The 26,055-nt window shown below is 64.5% G+C and carries 23 protein-coding genes and 4 tRNA genes; 15 read left to right on the forward strand and 12 right to left on the reverse strand.

Features of this window, described 5'->3' with window-relative positions:
* Positions 1-3 precede the first annotated feature (3 nt).
* The 7 genes from H535_RS23400 to H535_RS0104265 all read right to left on the reverse strand — a co-directional run bounded on the left by H535_RS23400 (position 4) and on the right by H535_RS0104265 (position 7,718).
* Positions 4-1,584 carry an RsmB/NOP family class I SAM-dependent RNA methyltransferase gene (locus tag H535_RS23400; RefSeq protein ID WP_051298489.1) on the reverse strand — a complete coding sequence of 527 codons (1,581 nt, stop codon included), beginning with the start codon at positions 1,582-1,584 and terminating at the stop codon, positions 4-6.
* On the reverse strand, positions 1,581-2,525 hold the full coding sequence (gene fmt, locus H535_RS0104240; RefSeq protein WP_026818565.1) for a methionyl-tRNA formyltransferase: 945 nt from the start codon (positions 2,523-2,525) through the stop codon (positions 1,581-1,583). The genes H535_RS23400 and fmt overlap by 4 nt, the downstream gene beginning before the upstream one ends.
* A complete protein-coding gene (def, locus tag H535_RS0104245) occupies positions 2,522-3,076 on the reverse strand; it encodes a peptide deformylase (protein ID WP_026818566.1) in 555 nt (184 codons plus the stop codon). Before def ends, fmt begins: the two co-directional genes overlap by 4 nt.
* Positions 3,077-3,153: 77 nt before the next feature.
* Positions 3,154-4,116 (reverse strand): cytochrome, encoded by a 963-nt coding sequence (locus H535_RS23405; RefSeq protein ID WP_081416429.1) that lies wholly within the window; start codon positions 4,114-4,116, stop codon positions 3,154-3,156.
* Positions 4,117-4,206: 90 nt separating this feature from the next.
* Positions 4,207-5,772 carry a GMC family oxidoreductase gene (locus tag H535_RS0104255; protein WP_026818567.1) on the reverse strand — a complete coding sequence of 522 codons (1,566 nt, stop codon included), beginning with the start codon at positions 5,770-5,772 and terminating at the stop codon, positions 4,207-4,209.
* A gap of 90 nt (positions 5,773-5,862) precedes the next feature.
* Positions 5,863-7,356, reverse strand: a complete 1,494-nt coding sequence (locus tag H535_RS0104260) for an aldehyde dehydrogenase family protein (protein ID WP_026818568.1) — start codon at positions 7,354-7,356, stop codon at positions 5,863-5,865.
* A gap of 287 nt (positions 7,357-7,643) precedes the next feature.
* Positions 7,644-7,718, reverse strand: a tRNA-Val gene (locus H535_RS0104265).
* 274 nt (positions 7,719-7,992) lie between these two features.
* Between H535_RS0104265 and H535_RS0104270 the strand changes: the two genes are divergently transcribed.
* The 4 genes from H535_RS0104270 to H535_RS23410 all read left to right on the forward strand — a co-directional run bounded on the left by H535_RS0104270 (position 7,993) and on the right by H535_RS23410 (position 8,823).
* Positions 7,993-8,064, forward strand: a tRNA-Gly gene (locus H535_RS0104270).
* Between the two features lie 71 nt (positions 8,065-8,135).
* Positions 8,136-8,206: transfer RNA gene (locus H535_RS0104275), tRNA-Cys, on the forward strand.
* Between the two features lie 14 nt (positions 8,207-8,220).
* Positions 8,221-8,292 (forward strand) — tRNA-Val (locus tag H535_RS0104280).
* Between the two features lie 180 nt (positions 8,293-8,472).
* The gene (locus tag H535_RS23410; RefSeq protein ID WP_081416430.1) at positions 8,473-8,823 is read left to right on the forward strand and encodes an antitoxin; all 351 of its coding nucleotides are present in this window, start codon (positions 8,473-8,475) and stop codon (positions 8,821-8,823) included.
* A 98-nt stretch (positions 8,824-8,921) separates the two neighbouring features.
* Here H535_RS23410 and zapE read toward each other — a convergent pair whose 3' ends face one another.
* Entirely contained in the window at positions 8,922-9,959 is a 1,038-nt protein-coding gene (zapE, locus tag H535_RS0104290; RefSeq protein WP_026818569.1) for a cell division protein ZapE, read from the reverse strand.
* Positions 9,960-10,148: 189 nt separating this feature from the next.
* Here zapE and H535_RS0104295 point away from each other — a divergent pair, with 189 nt between their 5' ends.
* Both H535_RS0104295 and H535_RS0104300 read left to right on the forward strand, forming a co-directional pair.
* Complete coding sequence (locus tag H535_RS0104295; RefSeq protein ID WP_026818570.1) at positions 10,149-11,051, forward strand: sulfurtransferase; 903 nt, start codon at positions 10,149-10,151, stop codon at positions 11,049-11,051.
* 21 nt (positions 11,052-11,072) lie between these two features.
* Positions 11,073-11,522: a SufE family protein gene (locus tag H535_RS0104300; protein ID WP_026818571.1), complete on the forward strand. Its 450-nt coding sequence runs from the start codon at positions 11,073-11,075 to the stop codon at positions 11,520-11,522.
* 11 nt (positions 11,523-11,533) lie between these two features.
* Here H535_RS0104300 and H535_RS23415 read toward each other — a convergent pair whose 3' ends face one another.
* Positions 11,534-12,796 carry an alpha/beta hydrolase family protein gene (locus H535_RS23415; RefSeq protein ID WP_051298531.1) on the reverse strand — a complete coding sequence of 421 codons (1,263 nt, stop codon included), beginning with the start codon at positions 12,794-12,796 and terminating at the stop codon, positions 11,534-11,536.
* A gap of 76 nt (positions 12,797-12,872) precedes the next feature.
* Here H535_RS23415 and H535_RS0104310 point away from each other — a divergent pair, with 76 nt between their 5' ends.
* Positions 12,873-13,364: a hypothetical protein gene (locus H535_RS0104310; RefSeq protein ID WP_026818572.1), complete on the forward strand. Its 492-nt coding sequence runs from the start codon at positions 12,873-12,875 to the stop codon at positions 13,362-13,364.
* 14 nt (positions 13,365-13,378) lie between these two features.
* Complete coding sequence (msrB, locus tag H535_RS0104315; RefSeq protein WP_026818573.1) at positions 13,379-13,822, forward strand: peptide-methionine (R)-S-oxide reductase MsrB; 444 nt, start codon at positions 13,379-13,381, stop codon at positions 13,820-13,822.
* A gap of 5 nt (positions 13,823-13,827) precedes the next feature.
* On the opposite strand, the gene H535_RS0104320 is transcribed toward msrB, so the two are convergent.
* The gene (locus H535_RS0104320) at positions 13,828-14,622 is read right to left on the reverse strand and encodes an SDR family oxidoreductase (RefSeq protein ID WP_026818574.1); all 795 of its coding nucleotides are present in this window, start codon (positions 14,620-14,622) and stop codon (positions 13,828-13,830) included.
* Between the two features lie 214 nt (positions 14,623-14,836).
* Here H535_RS0104320 and H535_RS0104325 point away from each other — a divergent pair, with 214 nt between their 5' ends.
* From H535_RS0104325 to H535_RS0104350, 6 genes are all read left to right on the forward strand, one after another.
* Positions 14,837-16,231: a DUF6421 family protein gene (locus H535_RS0104325; protein WP_026818575.1), complete on the forward strand. Its 1,395-nt coding sequence runs from the start codon at positions 14,837-14,839 to the stop codon at positions 16,229-16,231.
* A complete protein-coding gene (locus tag H535_RS0104330; RefSeq protein ID WP_026818576.1) occupies positions 16,228-16,962 on the forward strand; it encodes an SDR family NAD(P)-dependent oxidoreductase in 735 nt (244 codons plus the stop codon). Before H535_RS0104325 ends, H535_RS0104330 begins: the two co-directional genes overlap by 4 nt.
* 30 nt (positions 16,963-16,992) lie before the next feature.
* Entirely contained in the window at positions 16,993-18,105 is a 1,113-nt protein-coding gene (locus H535_RS0104335; RefSeq protein ID WP_081416431.1) for a threonine aldolase family protein, read from the forward strand.
* Positions 18,106-18,224: 119 nt separating this feature from the next.
* Positions 18,225-18,854 carry a DUF3000 domain-containing protein gene (locus tag H535_RS0104340; RefSeq protein ID WP_035768358.1) on the forward strand — a complete coding sequence of 210 codons (630 nt, stop codon included), beginning with the start codon at positions 18,225-18,227 and terminating at the stop codon, positions 18,852-18,854.
* Between the two features lie 54 nt (positions 18,855-18,908).
* Positions 18,909-20,243, forward strand: a complete 1,335-nt coding sequence (locus H535_RS23420) for an HRDC domain-containing protein (protein ID WP_051298491.1) — start codon at positions 18,909-18,911, stop codon at positions 20,241-20,243.
* A 102-nt stretch (positions 20,244-20,345) separates the two neighbouring features.
* Positions 20,346-22,508, forward strand: a complete 2,163-nt coding sequence (locus tag H535_RS0104350) for a 3-hydroxyacyl-CoA dehydrogenase NAD-binding domain-containing protein (RefSeq protein WP_026818579.1) — start codon at positions 20,346-20,348, stop codon at positions 22,506-22,508.
* A gap of 13 nt (positions 22,509-22,521) precedes the next feature.
* Here the strand turns inward: H535_RS0104350 and H535_RS0104355 are convergent, their stop codons facing one another.
* Positions 22,522-23,499, reverse strand: coding sequence for an aldo/keto reductase (locus H535_RS0104355; protein ID WP_026818580.1), 978 nt, complete (start codon positions 23,497-23,499; stop codon positions 22,522-22,524).
* On the reverse strand, positions 23,496-24,119 hold the full coding sequence (locus tag H535_RS23425) for a cob(I)yrinic acid a,c-diamide adenosyltransferase (RefSeq protein WP_051298493.1): 624 nt from the start codon (positions 24,117-24,119) through the stop codon (positions 23,496-23,498). Before H535_RS23425 ends, H535_RS0104355 begins: the two co-directional genes overlap by 4 nt.
* Positions 24,120-24,222: 103 nt before the next feature.
* On the opposite strand from H535_RS23425, the gene H535_RS23430 reads away from it, so the two are divergent.
* Complete coding sequence (locus H535_RS23430; RefSeq protein WP_245580146.1) at positions 24,223-25,938, forward strand: BCCT family transporter; 1,716 nt, start codon at positions 24,223-24,225, stop codon at positions 25,936-25,938.
* Positions 25,939-26,055: the final 117 nt, after the last annotated feature.

Consider the following 26,055-nt stretch of genomic DNA (forward strand, 5'->3'; position numbering starts at 1 on the left):
TCTCTAGGAATTCTTGCGGATCAGTGCCATGAACATGGCATCGGTCGAATGGATGTGGGGCCACAGTTGGGCCGTCGATGCCTGGCCCGTCTGGAGGCCGCCGGACAGGCTGGCTGCGTCCAGGGCGGCTGGCGCGTCAAGCAGCTCGGCGTTCTGGTTCTTCGCCAGCACGTCGGTGACCACGACTGTAGTCTCGGCCGGGTGGGGCGAGCAGGTGACGTATGCGACCAGCCCGCCGGGCTTTGCCGCATCCAGGGCTGACTGCAGCAGTTCGCGTTGCAGCGGCCCCAGGTCGGCAACATCGGCCGGCTGGCGGCGCCACCGGGCCTCGGGCCGGCGCCGCAGCGCCCCCAGGCCGGTACAGGGGACATCGACCAGGACACGGTCAAAGCTGCCGCTCAGCTCCTCCCCCGCGCTCCGGCCGTCCTGCTCCCGGATCCGCCATACCGACGGCGGAACGGGGGCCAGCGCCTGGCGGACCAGCGTGGCACGGTGCGCGGCCGGCTCGTTGGCGAGCAGGGTGGCGCCGGACCGGGCTGCGAGCGCGGCCAGCAGCGCGGCCTTGCCCCCGGGGCCGGCGCAGAGGTCAAGCCAGGCCTCCGGCCCCGCAGTGGACTGGCCCGGAGCCTGTGCCAGCGCCCGCGCCACCAGTTGCGAGCCGGCGTCCTGCACCCGTGTGGTTCCGGTGCGGACGCTCTCCAGGCGTCCGACATCCCCGGAGGCGAACAGCGCCGACCCGGGGGCCAGTTCACCCGCGGTCGCGCCGGCTTCGAATGCTTCCGACAGGTCGCCCAGGCCCGGAAGTGCCACCAGATTCACCACGGGTGCGGCATTGTCGGCCTGAAGCAGCGCTTCTATTTCGCCGGTGTCGCGTCCGTGGATGGCCAGTGCCTGCCGAAACGCCCGGACCACCCATTCGGGGTGGCTGTGCCGCAGCGACAGTTCGCGGACCGGGTCCGTGACATCGCTGGTCAATTGGTCCAGCCAGCCCGGCAGGTCGGATGCCGCGACCCGGCGCAGCACCGCATTGACCAGCGACCCTGGTCCGGCCCCGATCACCGCCCGGGCCAACCCCACTGTCTGGTCCAAAGCCGCGTGGGAGGGCACCCGCATGGCGAGCAATTGGTGGGCTCCCAGCCGCAGCGCGTCGACAATCGCCGGCTCCAGGTTGGCCAGCGGCCGATCGACGCACCGGGCCAGAATGGCATCGTATGTTCCCTGCCCGCGCAGGGCCCCGTAGGCGAGTTCGGTGGCGAATCCCGCGGCGCGGCGGTCCAAATGGTGGTTCCTGATCCGTCCCGGCAGCACCAGGTTCGCGTAGGCATCTTCTCCGGCTACCGCTCGCAGCACTTCGTATGCGGCCAACCGTGCCGGGTCGGCCTTCCTCGTCCGTTGCGATGGTGCGTTCTTCGTATGGGTACGGGACTGGGGGCGGTTCCGTTGCCGACCACGCGAATCCCTGCGGTCCCGCTGGCTGCCGCCGGTTTCGCCCGTCTCCCGGCCGCTGCCCGGGCCCTTGCGGTGATGTCCTCCGCGGTCATGGCGGCTGTTACCGTCGTCACGGCCGTCTGCTGCCGGGGTCATTGGAACACCACTGACTCTCCGGCACCATTTCCGGCACCGCCTCCGGCTCCCCGGAGCCAGTCTGCCGCATCCATGAACTTCCTCCCTGCCGGCTGGACCCGGTGCAGCCGGATGTTTCCGGAACCGGTTCCTGCGATGGCTGCCTTGCCGCCGTCGCAGGCCACCACCTGCCCGGGATCCAGGGCAAGCCCGGAGTTTTCCACGGTCACTGGCCCGAGCTTGAACCGTTCGTTGTCCAAAGTGGTCCACGCTCCGGGTTCGGGGGTGACGCCGCGGATCCGCCGGTCGATAGCCACTGCAGGGTGGGTCCAGTCGATCCGTCCATCTTCGACCGTGAGTTTGGGAGCCATCGAGACCTGTCCGGATTGGGTCGACGCCGACACTGAGCCGGCCTCCAGCCCATCGACCGTACGCTGCAGCAATACGGCGCCGCTGTCCGCCAGCCGTTCCAGCAACACACCGGAGGTATCCGTTGGATGTATCTGTTCGGTCAGTTGTCCGTATACCGGCCCGGTGTCCATGCCGGCCTCCAGCTTGAACGTTGAGGCACCTGTCACGTCGTCGCCGTGAATCACCGCGTGTTGCACCGGGGCCGCACCGCGCCAGGACGGCAATAGCGAAAAATGCAGGTTGAGCCATCCATACCGTGGCACATCCAGCGCAGCGGGCGGCACCAGGGCACCGTAGGCGACAACCACGGCAAGGTCCGGCGCGCAGTCGGCCAGCTGTCCCGTCACTGAAGCATCGACACGGTCGGCCTTGATCAGCGGGATGTGAAGGGCCTCGGCTCTTTGCGCCACCGGCGACGGGGTCAGTACCTTGCGGCGTCCCAGCGGTGCGTCGGGCCTGGTCAGCACGGCTGCGATCTCGTGGCCAGCCTGCTCGAGTGCGTCCAGGGAGGGCACGGCCACGGCGGGCGTGCCGGCGAAAACCAGCTTCATGAATTCACCCGGAAACTGCTTCCGACGCTGCGCGCGCGTTGCTGTCGGGTCGAGGACGAGAGCTGTTCGAAGCCGCGGTCCCGGATGGAGCGCATGGCCTCCTTGCGGTCGTCCCCGGCCAACCGGTTGACGTAGAGGATGCCGTCCAAGTGGTCAGTCTCATGCTGCAAGGCACGGGCCAGCACGCCCGTTCCTTCCACGGTGATCGGCTCGCCATATTGGTCCTGGCCGGACACCCGTGCCCAGGCCTTGCGCGGTGTGTGGAAACCGAGTCCGGGTATCGACAGGCACCCTTCGGATCCGTCCTGGTCCTCTTCTCCGGTTTCCAGTACCGGGTTGACGACGTGGCCGCTTTGGCCCTCGGCCTCGTAGGTGAAGATCCGCAGGTTGACGCCCACCTGGGGTGCGGCCAGGCCGGCGCCCTCCACATCGGCCATGGTCTCTTCCATGTCCGAGATCAACTTTGCCAGTGGAGCATCGAAGTCCGTGACCGGCTCCGAGGTGGTACGGAGCACCGGGTCTCCCATCAGGCGGATGCTCAGAATGGCCATCGATCAGTTCTCGCTTTCGGTCGGCGTCCGACCCCTGGACGAATCGTTTATGCCCTTGGGGGGCATCATAAGTTTACTCAGTTGCGGCTGTGGACTGCAGCGGGCCCGGCGGCTGCGGTCGGGTCGCCGCCGTCGTCGGGCTCCGGCACTGTCCCCGATGAGTCCGGCGCAGGCGGCCCGTTTCCGGCACCGGACGTTGCCGGAGGCGGGCCGATCGGCAGCAAGGCTTTGCCCGCCCCGTCCGTGTATGCGCTGGTCTGCCACACCCGCCGCAGTGAGCAGAATTTGTGCCAGTGGTATTTGAGCACCTCAGGATTGGCGCGCATCGGCCGTACTTCGGTTTCGCCAATTGCCACGCCCAATAACAACGGATCCTGGCCGTACTGCCACGGTTCCCACTGCCCGGTGGCCGCGTCGACCAACGACTCCTCAGCTTTCATACCGGCGACCAACTGCATGACCACCTTGTCATCGAGGGGTTTGACCATTCCGTCGCGATCGGTGTTCTTGGTCTTGTAATCGATCAGGCAGATGCGACCGCCGATACGGGCCACCAGGTCGAGGGTTCCTGCGTAGCCCACTGTATGGTTCCATACCGTCAGTTCGGTCGCCAGCGGCTCGACGCGGTAGTGCTCCCACCACTCGTCAAAGCGTGCGGCGAACCGTTCCTCTCCATTGGCAGCCAGCTCCGCCCTCGCCTCCGCCATCCGGTGCGGCTTGCCCATGGCCCGCAAGGCCACCTGCTCGCAGTAGGTGTGCACCCGGTCTCCGCGTGCGGCGGCAGCATCGCGGTATACCTCCGAGGCCTGGCGTGCGTCCTTGAGCAGACCGCGCATTTGCACCGGGTCCGCCAGTGCGCCGGGCAGCCGGGGATCCTTCGCCAGGCTGGACGCGGCCATATGCCCGAACCAGCCATCCAGTCCATGCGGCTGCTGACCGATGACGGTGGTGATCGATGGGACGCTGACCGGCTCGGACAACGACCGGCGGTACATCCGTCCGAATTGTTCTGTGCTTTCGGCCAAGGCTGGTGCAGTCATGATTCCAGTTTGTCACCGCGCACTGACATTTATTAATCGCCGGTGCGCAGGCGACCCGCCGCATGGCGGGCCGCCTGCAGGCCGGAGGGGCTACCTCTGATCCGCTTGCGCCGCTGACTTGATCATTTCGGCACATTTCTCGCCGATCATCATGGTGGTGATGTTCGGGTTCACCGTGGTCAGTTCCGGCATGGCGGATCCATCTGCCACGCGCAGTGAGCTGACTCCCTTAACCCGCAGTTGCGGGTCCAGAGGTGACGACTCGTCGTCGGCGGCGCCCATCCTGACCGTGCCTGCCGGGTGATACACCGTGTTGTGCGTCTTGCTGATGTAGTCCTGTATCTGCTCGTCAGTCTGCACATCAGGACCCGGATACAATTCCTCGCCGGCCCACTGGGCCATTTCTTCACGACCGACAATCTGCCGGGCCAGTTTGATGCCCGCGACCATCACCCGCATGTCGTGCGGGTCGGTGAAGTACCGGGGGTCGACCAGCGGCTTGTCCCGGTAATCCATGGTGCGCAGCCTCACCGTGCCGCGGGACCGGGCATGGGTGACATTCGGAGTCAGGCAGAAGCCGTTTTCCGTCGTCGGGTACCCCCACCGGGCGGTGTGCATGTCGAACGGCACCGCTCCGTAGTGGAACATCAGGTCGGGGCGGTCGAGCCCCTCCTCCGTGGTGGTGAAGATACCGATCTCCCACCACTGCGGCGAGTCGGTGATCATCGGCTGCTTCGCCTCCCACTGGATGACCCCCTCCGGGTGGTCCTGCAGGTGGGAACCGACTCCCGGGGAGTCGACCCGGACATCAATACCGACTTCCTGCAGGTGTGTGGCAGGGCCGATGCCCGAGAGCATCAGCAGCTTCGGCGAGTCGATGGCCCCGGCCGACAGCACCACTTCATGCCGCGCCTTGATCGACTTCGTGTGGAACGTGCCGGCATCCTCGACGTCGACGCCGGTGCACCGGTTGCCGGCGTCGAAGTTGAGCTTCTTCGCCCGGTTTCCGGTCAACAGGGTCAGGTTGGGACGGTCCAGAATGGGGTGAAGATAAGACACCGATGATGAGGAACGGACACCATCTTCGCGCACGTTGATCTGGAAGAAGTTGGCACCGGAGGTGACGGTGCTGCCGTCGTTGAACTGCACCCGCGGGATTCCGGCAGCTTCGCACGCGTCCAGCAATGCGACGCCGCACGGATCGTGATCGGGTATCTGCCGGATGCGCACCGGGCCCTCATGCCCGTGATCCTCGCCGTCGAGCTCGTTGTTCTCCAGCTTGCGCAGCAGCGGGTAAGTCGACTGCGACCCCCATCCTTCGGCCCCCAGGCGTTCCCATTGTGCGAGGTCTTCGGCCGGAGGCCAGAAGGCAATGCATGAGTTGTGCGAGGAACACCCGCCGAGGACCTTGGCACGGGCGTGGCGCATGAAAGAGTTGCCATTCTCCTGGGGCTCGATCGGGTAGTCCCAGTCGAACCCGGACTCCAGCAGTTCCATCCAACGGGTGACCTGCAGAATCACATCCTCGCCAAGGTCGGAGGGCCCGGCCTCAATCAGCGCCACGGCTGTACCCGGGTCTTCGCTCAGCCGGGCAGCCACGGCAGCGCCGGCAGACCCGCCGCCGACCACTACATAGTCGTACTCTGTCTCGCTCATGTTCTGCTCTCTCCTTACTGTCCCATTACTGTCCCGACAGTACCGGCAGTCCCGTTACTGCCGGCGTCGGCCCGCGGCCGGGTCTTCGCGTTATTCGCGCGTCGAACCGTCCGGGAACCAACCGGTCACGGAGGGCTGCAGATTGTGGTAAATGTGCTTCGCTTCCTGATATTCGGCAAGTCCCATGCGGCCAAGCTCGCGCCCCACGCCGGAACGCTTGAAGCCGCCCCATTCCGCCTGCGGCAGGTAGGGATGGAAATCGTTGATCCAAATCGTTCCGTGCCGCAGCCGCTGGGCCACCCGCTGGCCTTTGCCCGAATCCTGGCTCCAGACCGCTCCGGCCAGCCCGTAGTCGGTGTCGTTTGCCGTCTCAATAGCTTCGTCCTCGGTGGTGAAGGTTTCCACGGTGACCACCGGACCGAACCCTTCCTCGACGACAACCGACATGCCACGGCGCACCTTGTCGAGGATCGTGGGCCGGTAGTAGTACCCGTCGGCCAGATCGCCCTCGCCCCAGGCGCCACCGCACCGCAGCTCGGCTCCCTCTTCGACGCCCTTGCGGACGTAGTCGGTGACCTTGTCGCGGTGCGCGGCCGAGATCAGCGGCCCCGCGTCAGCCGTCTCATCGAACGGACCGCCCAGCTTGATCTGGTTGGCGCGTTCGACGAGGGCATCCACAAACCGGTCGTGGATCGACTCTTCGACAATGATCCGCGCGCCAGCGGAGCACACCTGGCCCGAATCGACGAAGCCGCCGTTGAGCGCATTATCGACGGCGGCGTCGAAGTCGGCATCGGCGAAGATGACATTGGGGTTCTTGCCGCCCAGTTCCAGGGCGACCTTTTTCACAGTCCCGGCCGCGCTGGCGGCGATCTTCCGGCCGGTGACGAGTCCGCCGGTGAACGAGACGAGGTCAATATCGCGGTGCTCGGACAGCGGCGCGCCGGCCACTGCGCCCGCACCCAGCACCAGGTTGGCCACCCCGGGCGGAACACCGGCCTCGGTCAGCACATCCATCAACAACATGGATGTATGCGGGGTCAACTCGCTGGGCTTGAGCACAAAGGAATTACCGGCGGCCAGGGCGGGAGCAACCTTCCAGGCTGCCTGCAGCAGCGGATAGTTCCACGGTGCGATCAGCCCGCACACGCCCACGGGCTCATAGACCACGCGGCTGACGACGTCGTTGCTTCCGGCATCAACCACCCTTCCGGCGTCCTGGCCCGCCAGCTTCCCGAAGTAAGTGAAGCAGGCGGCAATGTCGTCCATGTCGATTTTGCTTTCGACAAAACGCTTGCCGGTGTCCTTGGACTCTGCTGTGGCGAATTCATCACTGCGTTCGGTGAGGATGGCGGCGGCACGGAGCAACACATCGCCCCGCTGTCCCTCCGGGATCGCCCGCCACGGGCCGGTGTCGAACGAATGACGGGCAGCCGCTATCGCGCGATGCACGTCCTCAGTGGACGCCTCCGATACGGTGGCGACCAATTGGCCATCGGCGGGGCAAAAGATGTCCCGGGTCCCGCCGGCTGAGGACGGGCTCCACTGCCCATCGATGAACAGGGATGCAGGTGGATTAACCATGGAGTCACTCCTTGGAACTAGGGAATTGGCTGCTTCGAAGCTATGGCCGACGCCGGTGGGATGGAGCGGCCGTCCATCCCACCGTATGTCATAGCCGCCTTGTTGACTCCCGGATTTTATCCCGCGCCTGCCGGTCGCCGCCCGGCGCGCCCGCAAGCAGGTGCGGGAACAGCAGGTGGCGCGCGGTGCTCGTGGATGTCGCTCGATGACCTGCTGTTGAGATAGCCAAGGCCCAGGCAGTCGATCGGTTCAGCCCGGATCATCCGGGGCGCCGAACACGTCAGGGGTGGTGGGCGATACTGGATTCGAACCAGTGACCTCTTCGGTGTGAACGAAGCGCGCTACCACTGCGCTAATCGCCCCTGCGGGAGTGAGCAGGGCCGCGGACGTGCCGCGTCTCCTGCCGATGAACCGATGCTATCGTCATCTGCCGGTGCATACCAAAACGGCCGCTGCGTCCCGGGTCAGGGCCCCGGCGGCGCCGTCCAGAGGCCTCGACGGCGGCGGCCACAGCCTGCTGTGGTGCCGGGGTGCCGACCGATTTGTTGAATGACTGGACGTCCGATAGAGTTTTTTCTCGCAAGGAACACAGCGGCTCTTCCGGCTGGAGGAACGTTGGTTCGGCGATATTTCCATGCGGACGTAGCTCAGCGGTAGAGCATCACCTTGCCAAGGTGAGGGTCGCGGGTTCAAATCCCGTCGTCCGCTCGCAGGTCACTGTTGGACGTTTCGGCTTAGGTGATTGAAGAACTTCATTTTGAAGGCAATCCAACGTACACGGTGGGGTGGCCGAGAGGCGAGGCAGCGGCCTGCAAAGCCGCGTACGCGGGTTCGAATCCCGTCCCCACCTCGGTTTTGCACTATGGGCGATTGGCGCAGCGGTAGCGCGCTTCCCTGACACGGAAGAGGTCACTGGTTCGAACCCAGTATCGCCCACCGGATAAGGAGCGGTCCCTCACGGGGCCGCTCCTTTTACGCGCTTAAGGTCTCAGGCGCCCCACCAGTCGGCCCGCCATGTCCGCCGGGGTCGCCCGCGCTTGGCCGTTCAACAGCGCCGGCTCTACAATGGAATCAAGACGGGAGCAGCCGATTCCCGGGTAGGTAAAGGAGGTGTCCATGTCTGCATTTGACGACCTCAAAGGCAAAGCCTCCGGGCTGAAGGCGAAGGCCACGGACTTCATTGGACAGCATCAGGGACAAATCCAGGATGGTCTGACCAAGGCAGGCGGTTTCGCGGACCGGAAAACCGGCGGCAAGTATGCCGGCCGGATTGACAGTGTCCGCAGGAAGGCCTCCGGGTTCGTGGAAAACGTTGATCGGTCGAACGCCTCCACAGCTCAATCAGAGCCGGGAGCTGCAACGGCAAAGGATCCGTCCGCATCGCCGGACAACACATCCACCGCCACGGCAGATCCCAAGAGTCACCGGGAGGACGGGCCCGACGGAACGCCCCGTACCCGGGGCTGACAAGTCCTTTTAGTCGTCGAAGCGCTGGCACCGCCGCAAGGCTGTGCCAGCGCTTCCTCGTTAACCCCGTCGGTTAAACCCGCTGTGCCGTGGAGCAATCAGGAGGCTTCGCCCTTTTGCCCTTCCCGCACCAGGGCCGTGAGCCGGGACACTGCCCGGTGGTACTTCTTCATGTAGCCACCGGCCATCATGTCGTCGGTGAAGAGATGGTCAAACGGGACGCCGCTGGCAATAATCGGAATGTCCTTGTCGTACAACCGGTCGGCCAGCACCACAAAACGCAGCGCGACTGATTGTTCTTCGATAGTGGAAACCGTCCGCCATGCAACGCCATCGATACCATCCAGCAACTGCCTGTAGCGGCTCGGATGCACCCCCGATAAATGCTGCAGCAAGGCACCGAACTCGTCGACGGCGACGGTGTCGGCGGCAAAGTGTTCGGCGATGCCCGCGTCCAGTTCCGACTCGGCCAACGGTTCCGGCGCCTGGGCCAGGCCGCGGTGGCGGTAGTCCTCGCCGTCGATACGGATTACCTCGAACTGATCGGCCAGCACCTGGATTTCCCGCTGGAAGTCGACTGCCGCGAAGCGGCCCTCCCCCAGCGCGCCGGGCAATGTGTTCGATGTCGCTGCCAGCTTCACCCCGGCGTCGGCCAGTTCCCGCATCAGCCGCGACATCAACACGGTATCGCCGGGGTCGTCCAACTCGAATTCGTCAATGCACACCAGTTTGTAGTGCTTCAAAGCATCAACTGTCTTCCGGAACGACAACGCTCCGACCAGATTGGTGTACTCCACGAAGGTGCCGAAGGCCTTCGGACCTTTCACGGCATGCCACAGCGAGGCCAGCAGGTGGGTCTTTCCCACCCCAAAACCGCCGTCAAGATACACCCCGGCCGGGCCGGAGGGCTTTTTCGCCCCGAACAGCTTGCGCAGCCTGGATGGCTCCGGATGATCGACCCGGGCTGCAAAATGTTCGAGTTCGCGGACGGCATGCGCCTGGGAAGATTGCGCCGGATCAGGGCGGTAACTTGAAAAGGAGACTTCGGCAAAGCGTGGAGACGGGTAGAAACCATCCAGCAGCTCGTCCACGGACAGCTTCGGCGTCCGTTCGGTCAAATGTTCAATAGTTGTCAAGCGCAGTCCCATTCTGTCCCACCAGCGGAACCGTCACCGCCGGAAATTTACAACAACGCCACGATACGCCACCGCCGGATGCCGCCGGCGCAGGGGCAGCTCATGTGCGGATGTTACGTGTGGAAGTTTTCGGCCCGCATCGTCGTTAGGCTTAAGGGAGGCCGCACATTCAACAGAAAGGCGGTGGCTGTGCCTGTTCCCGCAGAAACCAACGAAAAATTCGCTGCCTACGCGCATCCCGAACGGCTGGTGTCCACTCAGTGGCTGGCCGATCATCTGAATGACGATTCACTGGTGGTCGTGGAGTCGGACGAGGATATCCTGTTATATGAGACGGGGCACATTCCAGGTTCGGTCAAGATCGATTGGCATACTGACCTCAACGACGCCGACACCCGCGATTATATCGATGGCGAAGGGTTTGCCGCCCTGATGTCCGCCAAGGGAATCAGCCGCGACAGCACGGTGGTCATCTACGGCGACAAAAGCAACTGGTGGGCCGCCTATGCACTGTGGGTATTCACCCTCTTCTCCCACTCTGATGTGCGGTTGCTGGACGGCGGACGGGACAAGTGGATCGCTGAGTCACGTGAGCTCACGACCGAGACCACCAGCGTCACGGCCACCGAGTATCCGGTGGTGCAGCGCAACGACGCCCGCATCCGTGCTTTCAAGGATGATGTGCTGGCACACTTCGGCAACCCGTTGATCGACGTCCGCTCCCCCGACGAATACAGCGGCGCCCGCACCACCATGCCCGCCTATCCTGAAGAAGGCGCCCTGAGGGGCGGGCACATCCCCAGCGCGGCATCCGTTCCCTGGGGACGGGCGGCCGCCGAGGACGGAACGTTCAAGGAGCGCGCCGAACTGGAGCAGATCTATCACGGCGACGCCGGACTCAAGGAAGGGGACGACGTCGTCGCGTACTGCCGTATCGGTGAGCGTTCCAGCCACACTTGGTTCGTGCTGACGCACCTGCTCGGCTTTGACAACGTGCGCAACTACGACGGTTCATGGACCGAGTGGGGCAACGCCGTTCGCGTTCCCATCGTCAAGGGCGAGACGCCGGGCTCTGTTCCGGCTTCCCGTTGATAACCGTTGAACAGGACGATCATGGCTGAGACCAATATCCCTGACCAGCTGGAAGAGATTATCGACGACTTCCAGGCACTCACCGAACCTGACCGGTTGCAGTTGCTGCTCGAATTCTCCAGGGAATTGCCGGCGCTTCCGGACCGGCTGGCCGACCACCCGGAAATGCTTGAGCAGGTGGTCGAATGCCAGACCCCGCTGTTCCTGCATCTCGAGCTCGACCAGGATCCGGCCGGTACGGTGCGGCTGTACTTTTCAGCTCCGCCGGAGGCGCCAACCACGCGCGGCTTCGCTTCCGTCCTCGCTGAAGGCCTGGACGGCCTGAGCGCCACCGAGATCCTCGCGGTGCCGGACGACGTGGCCGATCGGCTGGGGCTGGCGCAGGCCATCACCCCCTTGCGGATGCGTGGCATGTCGGCAATGCTGGGCCGCATTAAGCGGAAGGTCACCGAGGCCACGGCCGCGGCCTGACGCTAGTGCCGTCACCGGTAGTGCCGGCCGTCGGCCCGGCTCAGCACCGGAGCAAGCCAGTTACTCACGGCCTGGTGCCACGCGGTGCGATCGACGTTCCATTCTTTGGTGTGCCGGCCTCGGGCAAACTCGACGAAGCTGACCATGGCCGGGTTCTGTCCGGCCAGTTCTTTGGACGGTCCGGACGGGACGTATTCGTCGGCGGCGCTGTGGATGATCAGTGTTGGAGTCTGCAGTTCGGCTGCCCGGTGCACCCAGTCCATGCTCTTCAAATTCACCGGCGCCGCCAGGCCGGTCAGCGACCGGCCGGCCGGATGGGTCAGCAGCAGCTGCCCCAGCTGGCCGATGGGAGCCGGAATATTGTTCAGCCGTGCTTGATGGGCGAGGACGTCGACCCAGTTGATCACCGGCCCGTCGAGAACCAGCGCGCGGATCAGGTGCCCGTGCTCCGACAGGTCGACAGTTTGCAGGCTGATGGCCCCGCCCATGGACCAGCCGAACAGCACGATGTCTTTGGCCCCCTTGGTCCTGGCATATTCGATGGCCGCCTCGACGTCCCGCCACTCGGTCATTCCGAGTCCGTAGCGCCTGTCCTCGGCTGCCGGGGCTTCGCCATCGTTCCGGTATGAGATGAGCAAACTGGTCATGCCCAGAGTGCGGGCGGTCGGAACGGCACGCAGCCCTTCGGTCCGTGTCGCCCCGCGGCCGTGCACCATGATGGCCCAGGTCCGGCTGTCATGCTCCGGCGGTGCCGGAACCAGCCAGGCCGGCGCGCTGCCTCCGGCCACCGGGACGTGGACTTCTTCGGACTCGTGCCCGAGGGCTGCCGGATCCGGGTAGACGGATCCGCCCCACCAGCCACGGACGGCGGCATGCACGTTGCCGCTGTACACCTCCTCGATCCGGCGGGTGACCGTGTCCTCGCCTGGAATGTAGGACACGATCGGGCCGATCCTGGCATGGCCGCGCCCGCGGTCGAAGTACAGCGAGTACGTGCCCGGGACTGTGGTGTCGTCATTAGCCGGAAGAATCACGTGGGCATCGCGGTCCCTGCCGGTCACCGCGAGGATGGCCAGATCCTCTTGCCTGAACTGGTCCGGCGTCACCACTCGGCGGGCGAAATACGCCGCCAACGCGGACGAGAGCCCCAGCACCACCGACGTGGCTGCGGCGCCGATACCGGCCCCGATGCCAACGTAGTTCAGCTTACTGGCTGTAACGTACGCATCCTCGGCCCCGGGGCCCGGCGGCCGGGCCGGTTTTCGGATCACCATGATTCCCATTCTGTCGAACGGACCATGCCAGGTCGAGGAACCGCCCATCGCATGTTCACGTATTAGGGTGGGTTCCATGACTGATTCCATCGTGGTGCTGACCGAAGAACCTCTGGTCGGAGCGGATGTACAGAACCTGGAGTCCTTCCATCACGGCATGGACCGCCAGTTCTTCCTGCTCGTTCCCGGCGACACCGAACGACACCTGATCGTGGACTTCCTGGACCAGCTCAGCCTGCTCCACGTCGGCAAGGCCTTTCGGGAGCTGGCGGCCAAACAGCCGGACACCGAACAACGCCGGCTGCAGTCCGATGCCACCTTGAAAGTGTCCCTGGACGCCTTGCAGACTGCGGGGCTGAAGGCCGACGGCGCGGTCTCGGGTTCGAATCCGGTCCAGTCCCTGGTGGAGAAGGTGCAGGAACTCGACGCCCGCGAGGCCATTGTGATCACCCGCCCCCACGCTGTTGAAGACACCTTCCACACCGACTGGGCCAGCAAGGCGCAGGATGAACTCGGATTACCTGTGTTACATCTCTATTCCGGCTCGGGATACATTGGCGACTCCTGAGCGTTATACCCAGTATGGATACTGAACAGAATTCCGCCTCATACCTTCGCCAGGACCCCGTGCACAAGAGTGATGACCAATGGCGCCGGGAATTGACGGCCGCCGAGTATGCTGTGCTGCGGCAGGCCGGAACTGAGCGTCCATTCAGCGGCGAGTACTGGGACAGTCATACTCAGGGCATGTATCAGTGCCGTGCCTGCGGTGCCGAATTGTTCACCAGCAACGCGAAGTTCGACTCGCATTGTGGCTGGCCTTCATTTTTCGCGCCGCTGGCCGAGGACCGGGTCCGCTACATTAAGGACCGCGCCATGGGGATGGAACGTATTGAAGTACGTTGCGCCAAGTGCGACTCCCACTTGGGCCATGTCTTTGAAGGGGAAGGCTACGACACCCCGACTGACCAGCGTTACTGCATCAACTCGGTATCGATGAAGCTCGTCCCCGGCGAAACGGCCTGACCCCTCTACTGTTTGCGCAACACCTTATGCGGCGCTGCCTGGGCCACAGGCTTGACGGTCACCAGGTCGAGGTTGACGTGATGCGGCAGATCGACGGCGAAGGCACAGACCTCGGCGACATCCTCACTGGTCAACGGCCGCTCCACGCCGGCATAGACCTTCTGAGCTGCCTCGACGTCTCCTCCCATCCGCATCAGGGAGAATTCCGGGGTGTGCACCAGGCCCGGAGCTATTTCCACTACCCGGACGTTGTGCTCGGCCTCTTCCAGACGCAGGGCCTCGGTAAATCCATGCTCGGCGAATTTCGCGGCGTTGTATCCGCCGCCGCCTTCGTAACCGCGTTGCGCCGCGATCGAGGTCAGATTCAGCACCGTGCCCTCCCCGTTCTCCCGCAGCGCCGGCACAAAGGCCCGCGTCATCCGCATCGTGCCCAGCACATTGACTTGATACATCCAGTCCCAGTCCGCGTCCTTGGCGTTGGCAACCCAGTCGGCACCCCTGGCTCCGCCCGAGATGTTCAACAGGGCATCTATCGTGCCCTGTTCGTGGAGCACACGGTCACGCAACGTTGAGACATCGGCCTCGGACGTGATGTCGCACGGAACGGCAATTGCTCCGGTCTCTTTGCTCAAGTCCTCCAGCCGGTCGGCACGCCGGGCAACGGCATAGACGATCCACCCTCGACGGCTCAGCTCGCGTGCGGTGGCTTCGCCGATGCCCGTCGAGGCGCCGGTGACGATGGCGGTCTTCGGTGGGTGGGTTCGGGCAGTCGGGCCGGCCGCGGTGCTGTCATCAGTCATGAACCCCACACTAGAGGGTCGGCGGATACGTTTCAGCAGCCGTGAGCCACTGGACTTCTGATTGTCTGCCAGGTGGACTGCCCGCCAAAGCATAAGCAACGCTTATTTTGGAGCACCGTGGGCGTAAGTAACGCTGTCCTTTTTGGTATGCTTTCGAATATCCGGCAGATCAGCTCATCTGCCTGCCCACCTGCGATGAGAAAGCGAGTCAACGATGACTGAAACCACCGCACTTCGCTCCCCCGGGCTGTCCCGGGACCCCGCCGCCGACGTCGCGTCGCACCCCGCGTGGCTGCGAATTAAGACTGCCGCCTCCCGGCTGCAGCGACTGCAGATCAAGGACGGCTCGGTACCCGAGCCGTCCGACCATGATGCGGCGACCAAGCATGCACAGGAGATCATCAGCGGCATCGAGGACCTTGCCCCGCTGTTCAGCCACGACGAGTCCTACCTGAACGCATTGGTGGCGGACTTCAACCAGTGGATCGCCGACGGATTCGCGGTCCCTGACTTCCACGACTCCCTGGTGGCGTTCCAGCCACAGCTCGACCGGGTCGACGGGCTCAGGCATCTGGTGGTCTTCCCCATGTACACGCAGAACGGCAGCTCCGATCGCCTGGTCGAAGCCGTGCTCGTCGAGGTCATCTGGCCGGACTTCATCGCCTCCCTGGAGGAAGGTGACTTCTCGAACAAGCTGTTCGTGCCCATCCGCTTCCTTGACTTCACGGCCGGCTACGATTCCAACTCGGCTGTCTTGTTCCCGGAAACTGTCGCCGTTGCGCGGACCCCGCAATTCAATTGGGGGGCCATTTTCGCCGACCGTGAGGCGGCGCGGTTCCGCCGGGTGGTGAAGGCCGCGGCAGATATCACCTCCCTCGAGCTGCCCTCCGATGCGGCCGTGCTGCTGGAGGACCAGCACGTGATGGAGAAGACGTTCGTGATGTGGGACTTGATCCACGACCGGACCCACATGCGCGGCGACCTGCCGTTCGACCCCTTCATGATCAAACAGCGGATGCCCTACTTCCTCTACGCCCTCGAGGAACTGCGCTGCGACCTGACAGCCTTCCGCGAATCGGTACGCCTGGAGCATGACAAGACGGCCTCCGCTGAAACCCGGGCCTATGCCAAGCGGGTGCAGTATGCGGTGATCTTCGACCGGATCTTCCGTTTTGCGATCACTGGAAACCGGGTAAAGAACTACGACGGTCTTGGCGGCCAGCTGCTCTTCGCCTGGATGCACCAGCAGCATGTGCTGCATTGGACAGACGGAAAGATGACAATTGACTGGGCCGAAGTACCTAACGTGGTGATTGCCCTGGGGCGGCAGATCGAAGATCTGTACTGGCGTTCGATCGACCGGCCGAAGACCGCCCATTGGCTGGCAGCGTACGAGATGATCACCGGCACCCTGACTCCGAATCCGGCTTCAGTGTGGGCCAAGGGCCCGGACGCGCTCCCGCTGGACGGTCCTCCCCGCGGCCTGACGGATCAGGTGCTCGCCGACGAATTCCCCTTGTCGATGTTCTATGAAGCGCTGAACCGTAAGATGAAGGATGTGATCGAGTCCACCGCCGGTATCACCGGCACGACGAAGGATATTGCGTGACGGTACTGCCCAATAATCCAACAGTTCTCATCGCCGGGGCGACCAGCCCGTCGGGCGCTGCAACGGCGGCGGCGTTGAGCGCCGCGGGCGCCTCTGTCGTCGCAGTCGGCACGAACCCGGCGAGACTGAACAAACTCAGCGAAGTAGCCGAGGGCATCACCAGTTACGTATGTGACTTGGCGGACGCGGAGGAAGTGGACAGGTTTGCAGCCCAGTTGCATACCGATTCCGGCCCCATCGACGGACTCATCCATCTCGTCGGTGGCTGGCGGGGCGGCGGCGGCATCGCCGGCCAGAGTGATGAGGACTGGGACTTCCTGCACCGCCACGTGTTCGCCACCTTGCGCAACACCAGCCGGGCCTTCTACGCGGATCTGCTGGCTTCCGACGCCGGCCGGCTCTCCATCGTGTCGTCAACCGCGGTGGCCAAGCCGACGGCGTCGGGAGCGCACTATGCAGCTGCCAAGGCCGCGGCCGAGGCCTGGACCATGGCCGTGGCCAATGGATTCCGCCGGGCGCAATCCGGGCGGAAAGACGATCCCGAGCCGCAGCGGGCCGCAGCGGCCGCCTTCATCATCAAGGCATTGGTCGATGACGGCATGCGGCAGGAGAATCCGGACCGTGCATTCGCCGGCTACACGGACGTACGGGATCTCGGCGATGCGGTGGTGCAGTTCATGGCCGCCGACGCCGGCGACGTCAACGGCACCCGCATTCCGCTGGCCGAATAGCCGGCAACCGGCTCCACCGACCGCTCCAATATGACCACCCAACCGGCGATAAGTGATACTGGAACCGTGACTGAAACCAGCTTGGAAACCCCCCGCCCACTGCACGACAACGCACAGCGAGGCTTCGCCTCGGACAACTATTCAGGAGTGCACCCTCAGATCCTTCAGGCCCTGGCCGCGGCCAATGGCGGGCATCAGCCGGCCTACGGGGCTGATCAATACACTTCCCGGCTGCAGGAAGTCATGGCGTCACACTTCGGTGCGGCCGCCGAGGCTCTGCCCGTATTCAACGGCACCGGCGCGAACGTATTGAGCCTGCAGTCGTTGCTTCCACGCTGGGGAGCGGTGATCTGCGCCGAAACCGCCCACATCAACACTGACGAGAACGGCGCGCCCGAACGGGTGGCGGGGATCAAGCTGTTGCAGGTGCCCACCGGCGACGGGAAGCTGACCCCTTCGCTGATCGACCAGCAGGCCTGGGGCTGGGGTGATGAACACCGCGCCCAGCCGCTGGCCGTGTCGATCACCCAGAGCACCGAGCTGGGCACCACCTATACAGTCGACGAGGTCCGCGCGATTGCGGACCATGCCCACGCCCGTGGAATGCGCCTGCATATGGATGGGGCGCGCATTTCCAACGCCGCGGCGCACCTGGGGGTTCCGTTGCGGGAGTTCACCACCGATGCCGGCGTCGACGTGCTGTCCTTTGGCGGGACGAAGAACGGTCTGCTGTTTGGTGAGTGCGTCGTCGTCCTTAACCCCGAGGCCTGCGACGGGCTGGAGTACCTGCGCAAGCTCAATATGCAGCTGGCCTCCAAGATGCGGTTCCTGTCCGCCCAGCTCATTGCGCTGCTCGACGACGGACTGTGGTTGCGCTCAGCCACCCATTCCAATGCCATGGCCGCGCGCCTGCGGTCCGCCGTTGACGGGATCGCAGGATTGACGGCCACCCAGGCCACCGAGGCGAACGCGGTATTCGTGCTGCTGCCCCGCGATGTCGCGGACAGGTTGAGGCAATCGTTCAAGTTTTACGATTGGGACCCCGCAACCGGGGAAGTGCGGTGGATGTGCTCCTTCGACACCACTGAGGAGGATATCGAGGCCTTCATCGCCGCTCTGCGGCGGGAGATGGGCGCGGGTTGAACTCCCCGCGGCGGGCTGTCCGGGGCCGCCCGGTGAACCTGTGCCGCCAAGTGAACGCCATCACGGCGCGCCTGCCGTGGATCAGCCCTGAAGGGTAATAGTCTGCCTGAGTGAGCGCGATAGGCGATCTTTCGCAGGTTCCAACGGAATTTTTGACGGCACTGTCCGCCCTCCGCAAGGCCACGTGCCGGCCTGAACTGCGCCTTGAGGAGCTACCGGCGCCGTCGCGGCTGGCGCCCTATGCCGTGGCACTCGGAGCTGAAGTGACTACCTTGGAAAGCCCGCCCCGCCCGCCTGTCCACGGGCCGGCGATGGGCGACAGCGCCCAGGGTGGCGGCGAGGAACTGGCCACCGGGCGGTTTATCCTGCTGCACGATCCGTCCGGTTCGGCCGTGTGGGATGGCACGTTCCGGATCGTCACCTATATCCGTGCCCAGCTCGAAGCAGATATCGGCAATGACGGCATGCTGGGCTCGGTCGCATGGACATGGCTGGTCGAAGCCCTCGAAAACCATCAGGCGCCGTATCGGAATGCCGGGGGCACTGCCACCCGGATCCTCTCCGAAAGCTACGGGTCGCTGGCGGACCGGGACGATTCCATCGACATTGAGCTGCGCGCCTCCTGGACCCCCACCGGACCGCAGGTGCAGTCACACCTTCAGGCGTGGTCCCAAATGGTGTGCACATTCGCCGGACTGCCTCCACTGCCCGACGGCGTCGCCGCCTTGGGACGCCGCCGCAGGAAATAGACGTCGGCGTCAAAGCCGTACCTGCGTACCCGATGCCGATAGTGTGGAAGGATCATGACGCCGCAACCGCCCGAAACCGCACCTTCCGCCGAGGAACCGGAGCATCATCAGGAACCGCCCACCGTCCAGGCACTGACTGAACCCCGCGACGGCGTGCCACGGGTGATCGCCACGGCCGCGGGCCTGCAACGGGCCGCCGAGGCGCTCGCATCGGGGACCGGCCCTGCCAGTATTGACGCCGAACGGGCTTCCGGGTTCCGCTATGGTCAACGTGCCTTCCTGGTCCAGATCCGGCGCGAAGCTGCCGGAACCTGGTTGATCGACCCGGAACCCTTCGACGACTTGAAGGTCATCGACGATGCCTTATCGGGTGTCGAATGGATTCTGCACGCGGCAAGCCAGGACCTTCCGTGCCTGGCCGAGCTGGGGATGTGGCCGGACCAGCTCTTCGATACCGAGCTGGCAGCGAGGCTTGCGGGCCTGCCGCGGGTCGGATTGGCCGCCGTCGTCGAAAACCTGCTTGGCCTTGGCCTGGCCAAGGAACATTCCGCCGTGGACTGGTCCACCCGGCCGCTGCCTCAATCCTGGCTCGGCTATGCAGCTCTCGATGTTGAAGTGTTGGGCGAGGTCCGGGACGCGCTGCGGAACATTCTCGAGGCCGAGGGGAAACTGGGCTTCGCAGTCGAGGAGTTTGAAGCCATCGTCAACGCCGGCGTCCCGGAGCCGCGGGCCGACCCATGGCGCCGCACCTCCGGACTCCACCAGCTGCGGGAACGCCGCAAGCTGGAAGCCGTGCGGCGGCTTTGGCTGGCTCGGGATCGGCTCGCCAGCAACCGGGATGTTGCACCCGGGCGGCTGATCCCTGATTCCGCCATCGTCGCGGCGGCCAAGGCCATGCCGGCGACAGTACCGGCCCTGTTGTCCACCAGCGGATTCCACGGCCGGGCGGCCAAGCGCGAAGCACCCCGGTGGCTCAGGTGCATCGATGGCGCCCGCCGGGCCACCACGCTGCCGCCCATGCATCTGCCATCCACTTCACCTCCCCCGCCCCGTGTCTGGGCCGATCGGGACCCGGCGGCAGCGGCCAGGCTGGCTACGACACGAAACCGTCTGGGCACCATGGCCGAAGAGCTTCACATGCCCGTCGAGAACCTGCTCACCCCGGACACTTTGAGGCGAATCGCCTGGCAGCCGCCGGCTGCCCTGACGGCCAGCGCTGTTGCCGCCGATTTGGCCGAACGAGGTGCCCGCCGCTGGCAGCGCGAATTGGTGGCCGACGTGATCGCCGAAGCCTTCAACCACCCTGACCCGCTTCCCGAAAAGAGCCCGGGCAAACAACAGCAGGACAAGCTCCAGCGACAAGACCGGCAACAGCAGCGGAACCAATAATGCGGCGGAGCGGCTTTGCCACGCCATGTTACCGGCGAGTAACATAGAGCCGAATGTGCAGTACCAGCCGTGCGCGGACCGCACCGATACGGAGGAGACTCAATGAAGGCGCAGGATTTCCAGACACTCGCGGAAGCATTCGATGACGAAATCGTCACCTACTCACATGTCAAGGACGTGCAGCTGCCCGGCGGGGCCGGAACCATGGCGCTGATCACCCTCGACAACGATCTTGACGCGAAGCGTCCGACCACCCTCGGGCCGACAACGCTGATGGAGCTTGGCACAGTGCTGGAGCAGCTGCATCAACGGGCGGCCGCCGGGGAACTCGCCGGCGTGGCGATCACCGGCAAGCCGGACTTCTTCGTGGCCGGGGCGGACCTGTCAGCGGTCAAGTCCATCACCCAGCAGGAACACGGCGTGGCCATGGCCCAGCTGGGCCACTATGTCTTCGAACTGCTCGGCACCATACCCGTGCCCAGCTTCGCCTTCATCAATGGTGTAGCCCTGGGCGGCGGCCTGGAGGTGGCTCTGCACGCGCACTACCGCACGGTGTCCACCACGGCCGGAGCCCTCGCACTGCCGGAGACGTTTTTGGGCCTGGTGCCCGGTTGGGGCGGTATCCACCTGCTGCCGCGGCTGGTGGGACCGGACAACGCCATCACGGTGCTGATCGAGAACGCACTGAACCAGAACCGCACGCTGTCCGGACCGGCCGCCTTCGAAATGGGCATCGCCGACCTGCTGCTGGAACCGAACCAGTTCCTGGACCAGTCGCTGGCCTGGGCCGCGTCCATCATTTCCGGCGATCCGGCTGCCACGGCCGACGTCGAACAGCGCAGAGGACGGTACGCGGGCATTGATGAGGAGTCCTGGAACAAGGCGGCCGCCCGCGGCAGGGCCATCGTGGAATCCAAGACCTCCAATTCGGCCCCCGCCCCGGCGCGTGCCTTGGACCTGTTTGAAGCCGGCCTGCACTGGGACCAGGCAGAGTCCGCCCGGCATGAAGACCTCGCCCTGGCCGATCTCATCGCCACGGACGAATTCCGGGCCACCGTCTATGGATTCCTCGACCTGTTGCAAAAGCGCGCCAAGCGCCCGGCCGGCGCGCCGGACAAGGCATTGGCCCGTGACGTCACCAAGGTGGGCGTTGTCGGTGCCGGGCTGATGGCCAGCCAGTTGGCCCTGCTGTTTGCACGCCAGTTGAAAGTCCCGGTGGTACTGACCGATATCGACCAGGGGCGCGTCGAACAGGGCGTGGCCTACGTGCATGGGGCGATCGACAAGATGCTGGCCAAGGGACGCCTGTCCGGCGAATCCGCGGAGCACCTCAAGACCCTGGTCACCGGCTCGGTCGACAAATCTGTCTTCCACGACGCCGATTTCGTCATCGAAGCGGTCTTCGAGGAATTGTCGGTCAAGAAGCAGGTATTCGCCGAGGTCGAAGCCGTCGTATCTCAGCAATGCGTGCTGGCCACCAACACCTCTTCATTGTCCGTCACGGCGATGGCCGCAGAACTCCGCCATCCCGAACGGCTGGTCGGCTTCCACTTCTTCAACCCCGTGGCGGCAATGCCGCTGCTGGAGATCGTGCGGACGCCGGATACAGGCGACGCCGTCCTGGCCACTGCATTTGCGCTGGCCAAGGGATTGAAGAAAAACGCCGTGCTGGTCAAAGACGCGGCGGCGTTTGTGGTCAACAGGGTGCTCGGCCGGATGTTCGGCGAAATCACCCAGGTCTTTGACGAAGGAACCGATGCCGAAACGGCGGATAATGCGCTGCGCCCCATGGGCCTGCCGATGTCGCCGTTTAAGCTCCTCGCCCTGGTCGGCCTCCCCGTCGGACAGCACGTGCAGGAATCGCTGCACGAAGCATTCGGCGACCGGTTCCACGTCTCGGCCAACCAGCAACGGATGATCGACGCCGGCATCAAGGGACTGTGGCAGGAGTCCGACGACGGCACGCTTGCCGTCCCCTCGGCCACGCTCGCGCTGATGGACCGTGGCAGCAACCCATCGACGTCGGCCGAAGTGCTGCAGCGGACGCAAGACGCATTGGCAGACGAGATCGGGCGGATGCTGGACGAGTCAGTGGTCGCCGCGGCGGATGATATCGACTTGTGCATGATCATGGGCGCCGGGTGGCCGCTGCATATGGGAGGCATCACTCCATACCTGGACCGCACCGGCGCGGCCGAACGGGTCAACGGCAAACGGTTCCACCGGCCCGGCATCGCTTCCCGTCCGGAAGCTGAGGCCGGCTAGAACCTGCGGCCGGCTAGAAGAGTGCGACCTTCGGTGTCCGGGGAAAGATGGTGTCGAGTTCGGCCAGGTCGCCGTCGTCGGGCTCCCACCCCACGGCGGCGACATTCGCCTCTACTTGCTCCGGCTTCGTAGCGCCTGCGATCACGCTCGATACCGCCGGCTGGGCGGCAAGCCACGAGAAGGCCACTTCCACTTCAGTCAATCCGCGGTTGGCTGCGAAGTTCTTGAATTGCCGCAACTGGTCCCAGTCCGCGTTCTGCAGCAGATTAGTCCTCGAATGCGACAACCGGCTGCCTTTGGGCGCTTTGCCATTGACGTACTTTCCGGTCAACAGCCCATTGGCCAGCGGGAAGTAGGGCAGCACCCCCACCCCATAGGCCTCAGCTGCGGGGATGACTTCCAGCTCGGCCCGCCTGTCCAGCAGGTTGTAGTGATTCTGCGCCGAAACGAAACGGGTGTGTCCGCTCATCCTCGCGGTGAACTCCGCCTCGGCAATCTGCCATCCCGCGCGGTTGGAGTGGCCGATGTAGCGCACCTTTCCGCTGCTGACCAACTGATCCAGGGCGGCGAGCGTCTCATCGATCGGTGTCGCAGGGTCCGGAGTATGGAACTGATAGAGGTCGATCCACTCGGAGTTAAGCCGCCTCAGCGACGCCTCAACGGCCTTGACGATATACCTGCGTGATCCGCGGGCACCCCAATCGGGCCCATTGGCACCGCGCATGTCCATACCGAACTTGGTCGCGACCACCACATCGTCGCGCCGGCCGCCCAGCGCCTTGCCCAACAGTTCTTCGCTCAGCCCGGCGGTCTTGCCATAGGTATCGGACACGTCAAAAAAGGTAATACCTGCGTCCAGCGCCGCCTTGACGACCGTGTTGGCCCCGCGGGCTGTTTCCGTTGGCGTTGACGTCCGGCCAAGATTGTTACATCCCAGCCCCACCGTCGAAACGGTGAGGCCGGAATGACCCACGCGTCGGAACTGGTTCACAGCACGGGGTTCACGTCGGTATCCCCTTCGGGGGGAGACACGGACAGACCGGGCACCCAGGTGACGTCGCCGTGTTCGGCGTTGGCGCCCCGGCCAAGCACGAACAGCAGCGAGGACAGCCGGTTCATGTAGCGCGCCGGCATGGGGCCAACGGTTTGCGGATGCTTCTCCACCGCCGCCCAGGTGGCCCGCTCGGTGCGCCGCACCACGGCGCGGGCCTGTCCCAGCAGCGCCGCCGCCACTGTTCCTCCGGGCAGCACCATGCCGCTCAGGTCCGAAGCGTCCCGGGCGTAGTGGTCGATGGCCCGTTCCAGCCGCTCGATATGGCCCTGCACGATCCTCACCTTGGCAGCTGCCGGTTCGTTGTTCGGCACCGCCAGGTCCGCCTGTACATCGAAGATGTCGTTCTGCACACTGCTCAGCGTGCGGACAATATCGTCGGGCAACCCTCCCATGGCCATGGCCACGCTGACCGCGGCGTTAGCCTCATCGCACTCCGCATACGCGGCGACGAGCGGATCCAGTTTGGACAGCGGCCCGTGGCCGGCCAACCGGGTCTGCCCCTGGTCGCCTTCACGAGTGTAGTAGTCTTGTTCGTTGGCTTTCGTGTCATCGGTCATAGCGGCCACTATACTAACCATAGGTTCCGTCACGGGACATGGGGTTTCGGCGCGGCCGCCGATGGCACCAGTGAGGTTTCCCCCGATTAACGAGGAGTATCTAGTGAGTACCGGAACATCAAAGGAGCCTGCCGAACCAGGCATCCCGGATAAGCTGGAGTCGACGCCGGATACAGGCTGGGGCTCCGTCGACAAGGTGGTCTTCGGAGTTTCCTTCGGCGTCGTCGCCATTATTTGTATCCTGGGCGTGACCATCACCACCGAAATCGGCAACGCGGCCGGAGCGGCGCTGACCTGGGTCACCACCCAGTTCGGCTGGCTGTTTGTCCTGGGGGCAACCGGATTCGTTGTCTTCTCACTCGTGCTGGCGTTCGGCCGGTATGGGCGGATCCCGTTGGCCCAGGAAGGCGAGGGCACTGAATTTTCCACTGTCTCCTGGGTGGCCATGATGTTCAGCGCCGGCATGGGAATCGGGCTGATGTTCTTCGGCGTGTACGAGCCGGTGACCCATTTGGCCTCCCCGCCTCCGTTTGTGGATGCACAGGCGGGAAGCTCAGAGGCGGCGAGCCAGGCAATGGCCTACACCTTCTTCCACTGGGGCCTTCATCCGTGGGCCATCTACTCGGTGATTGGGTTGGCGCTTGCCTACTCCACATTCAGAATGGGCCGCGGCAACTTGATGAGCGCGCCGTTCCAGGCCATCTTCGGCAAGGACAGGATCGAGCGCCGTGGCTGGGGCAAGCCCATCGATATCCTGGCTATCATCTGCACCAAGTTCGGAACCGCAACGTCGCTGGGCTTGGGCGCCTTGCAGATCGCAGCCGGCATGACGCTGCTGCGTACCGGCGAGTTCGCTGAAGACCCGGGCACCGCGTTACCGATCATCATCATTTGCGTGTTGACCGTCGGCGTCATCTTTTCGGCTGCCAGCGGTGTTTCCAAGGGCATTAAGTGGCTCAGCAATACCAATATGATCCTCGCCTTTGTGCTGCTGGTTTTCGTATTCGTGGTCGGGCCAACGGTTTTCATCCTGGACCTGCTGCCTGAGTCGATCGGCACCTACTTGGCCAATCTGATTCCGATGAGCTTCCAGTCCGCTGTCTTCGGCGGTACCGAGTGGCTGGCCAACTGGACCATCTTCTACTGGGCCTGGTGGATCTCCTGGTCACCGTTCGTGGGCACCTTCATTGCCAAAATCTCCCGCGGCAGGACCATCCGCGAGTTCGTCCTGGGCGTTCTGCTCGTCCCCACCGCGGTCAGCATGATCTGGTTCGTCGTCTTCGGCGGCGCCGGCATCAACCTGCAACTTGCAGGCATCAACATTGCCGGTGCAGGCAATGAGGCGGCCGGGTTCTTCGCGGCCCTGCAGGAGTACCCCTTCTTCATCGGTGCTGCCATCGTCGTGATGGGGCTGACCGCCATCTTCTTCGTCAGTGGCGCTGACGCCGGCGCACTCGTCCTCGGCACGCTGTCGTCCTATGGGCGCAAGGAGCCCTGGAAGCCGGTGGTGATCCTGTGGGCGATCCTGACAGGCGCCGTCGCCGCGGTGCTGTTGTACGTCGGCGGGCTGCCCGCATTGCAGAATTTCACTATCCTGGCGTCCACGCCATTCGTGGTGATCATTATTGGTATGTGCCTGGCGCTCTACCTGGATCTGCGGCGGGATCCGCTGCGCAAACGCCGGCTTGGGCCGGTGCGGGGAATTTCCAGCACTCCCGACCAGGTGCCGTTCAGCGAAGCGGCCATGGCCGAAGAGGCGGAGCGTTCCAACGGCGACCAGCCTGAGAGCCGCAGGGAAGCGAAGGACACTTCGCAGTAGCGTAGGAAGACGTCAAGGCGTCCCGCCGGGTATCCGCAGCATGGCTGATACCCGGCGGGACGCCTTTCGTGTAAGGCTAAAAAGTTTCATGCACCGGACCTGCCCGACCTGCGCTGG

Source organism: Arthrobacter castelli DSM 16402 (genome assembly GCF_000430705.1).
Taxonomy (GTDB): Bacteria; Actinomycetota; Actinomycetes; order Actinomycetales; family Micrococcaceae; genus Arthrobacter_C; species Arthrobacter_C castelli.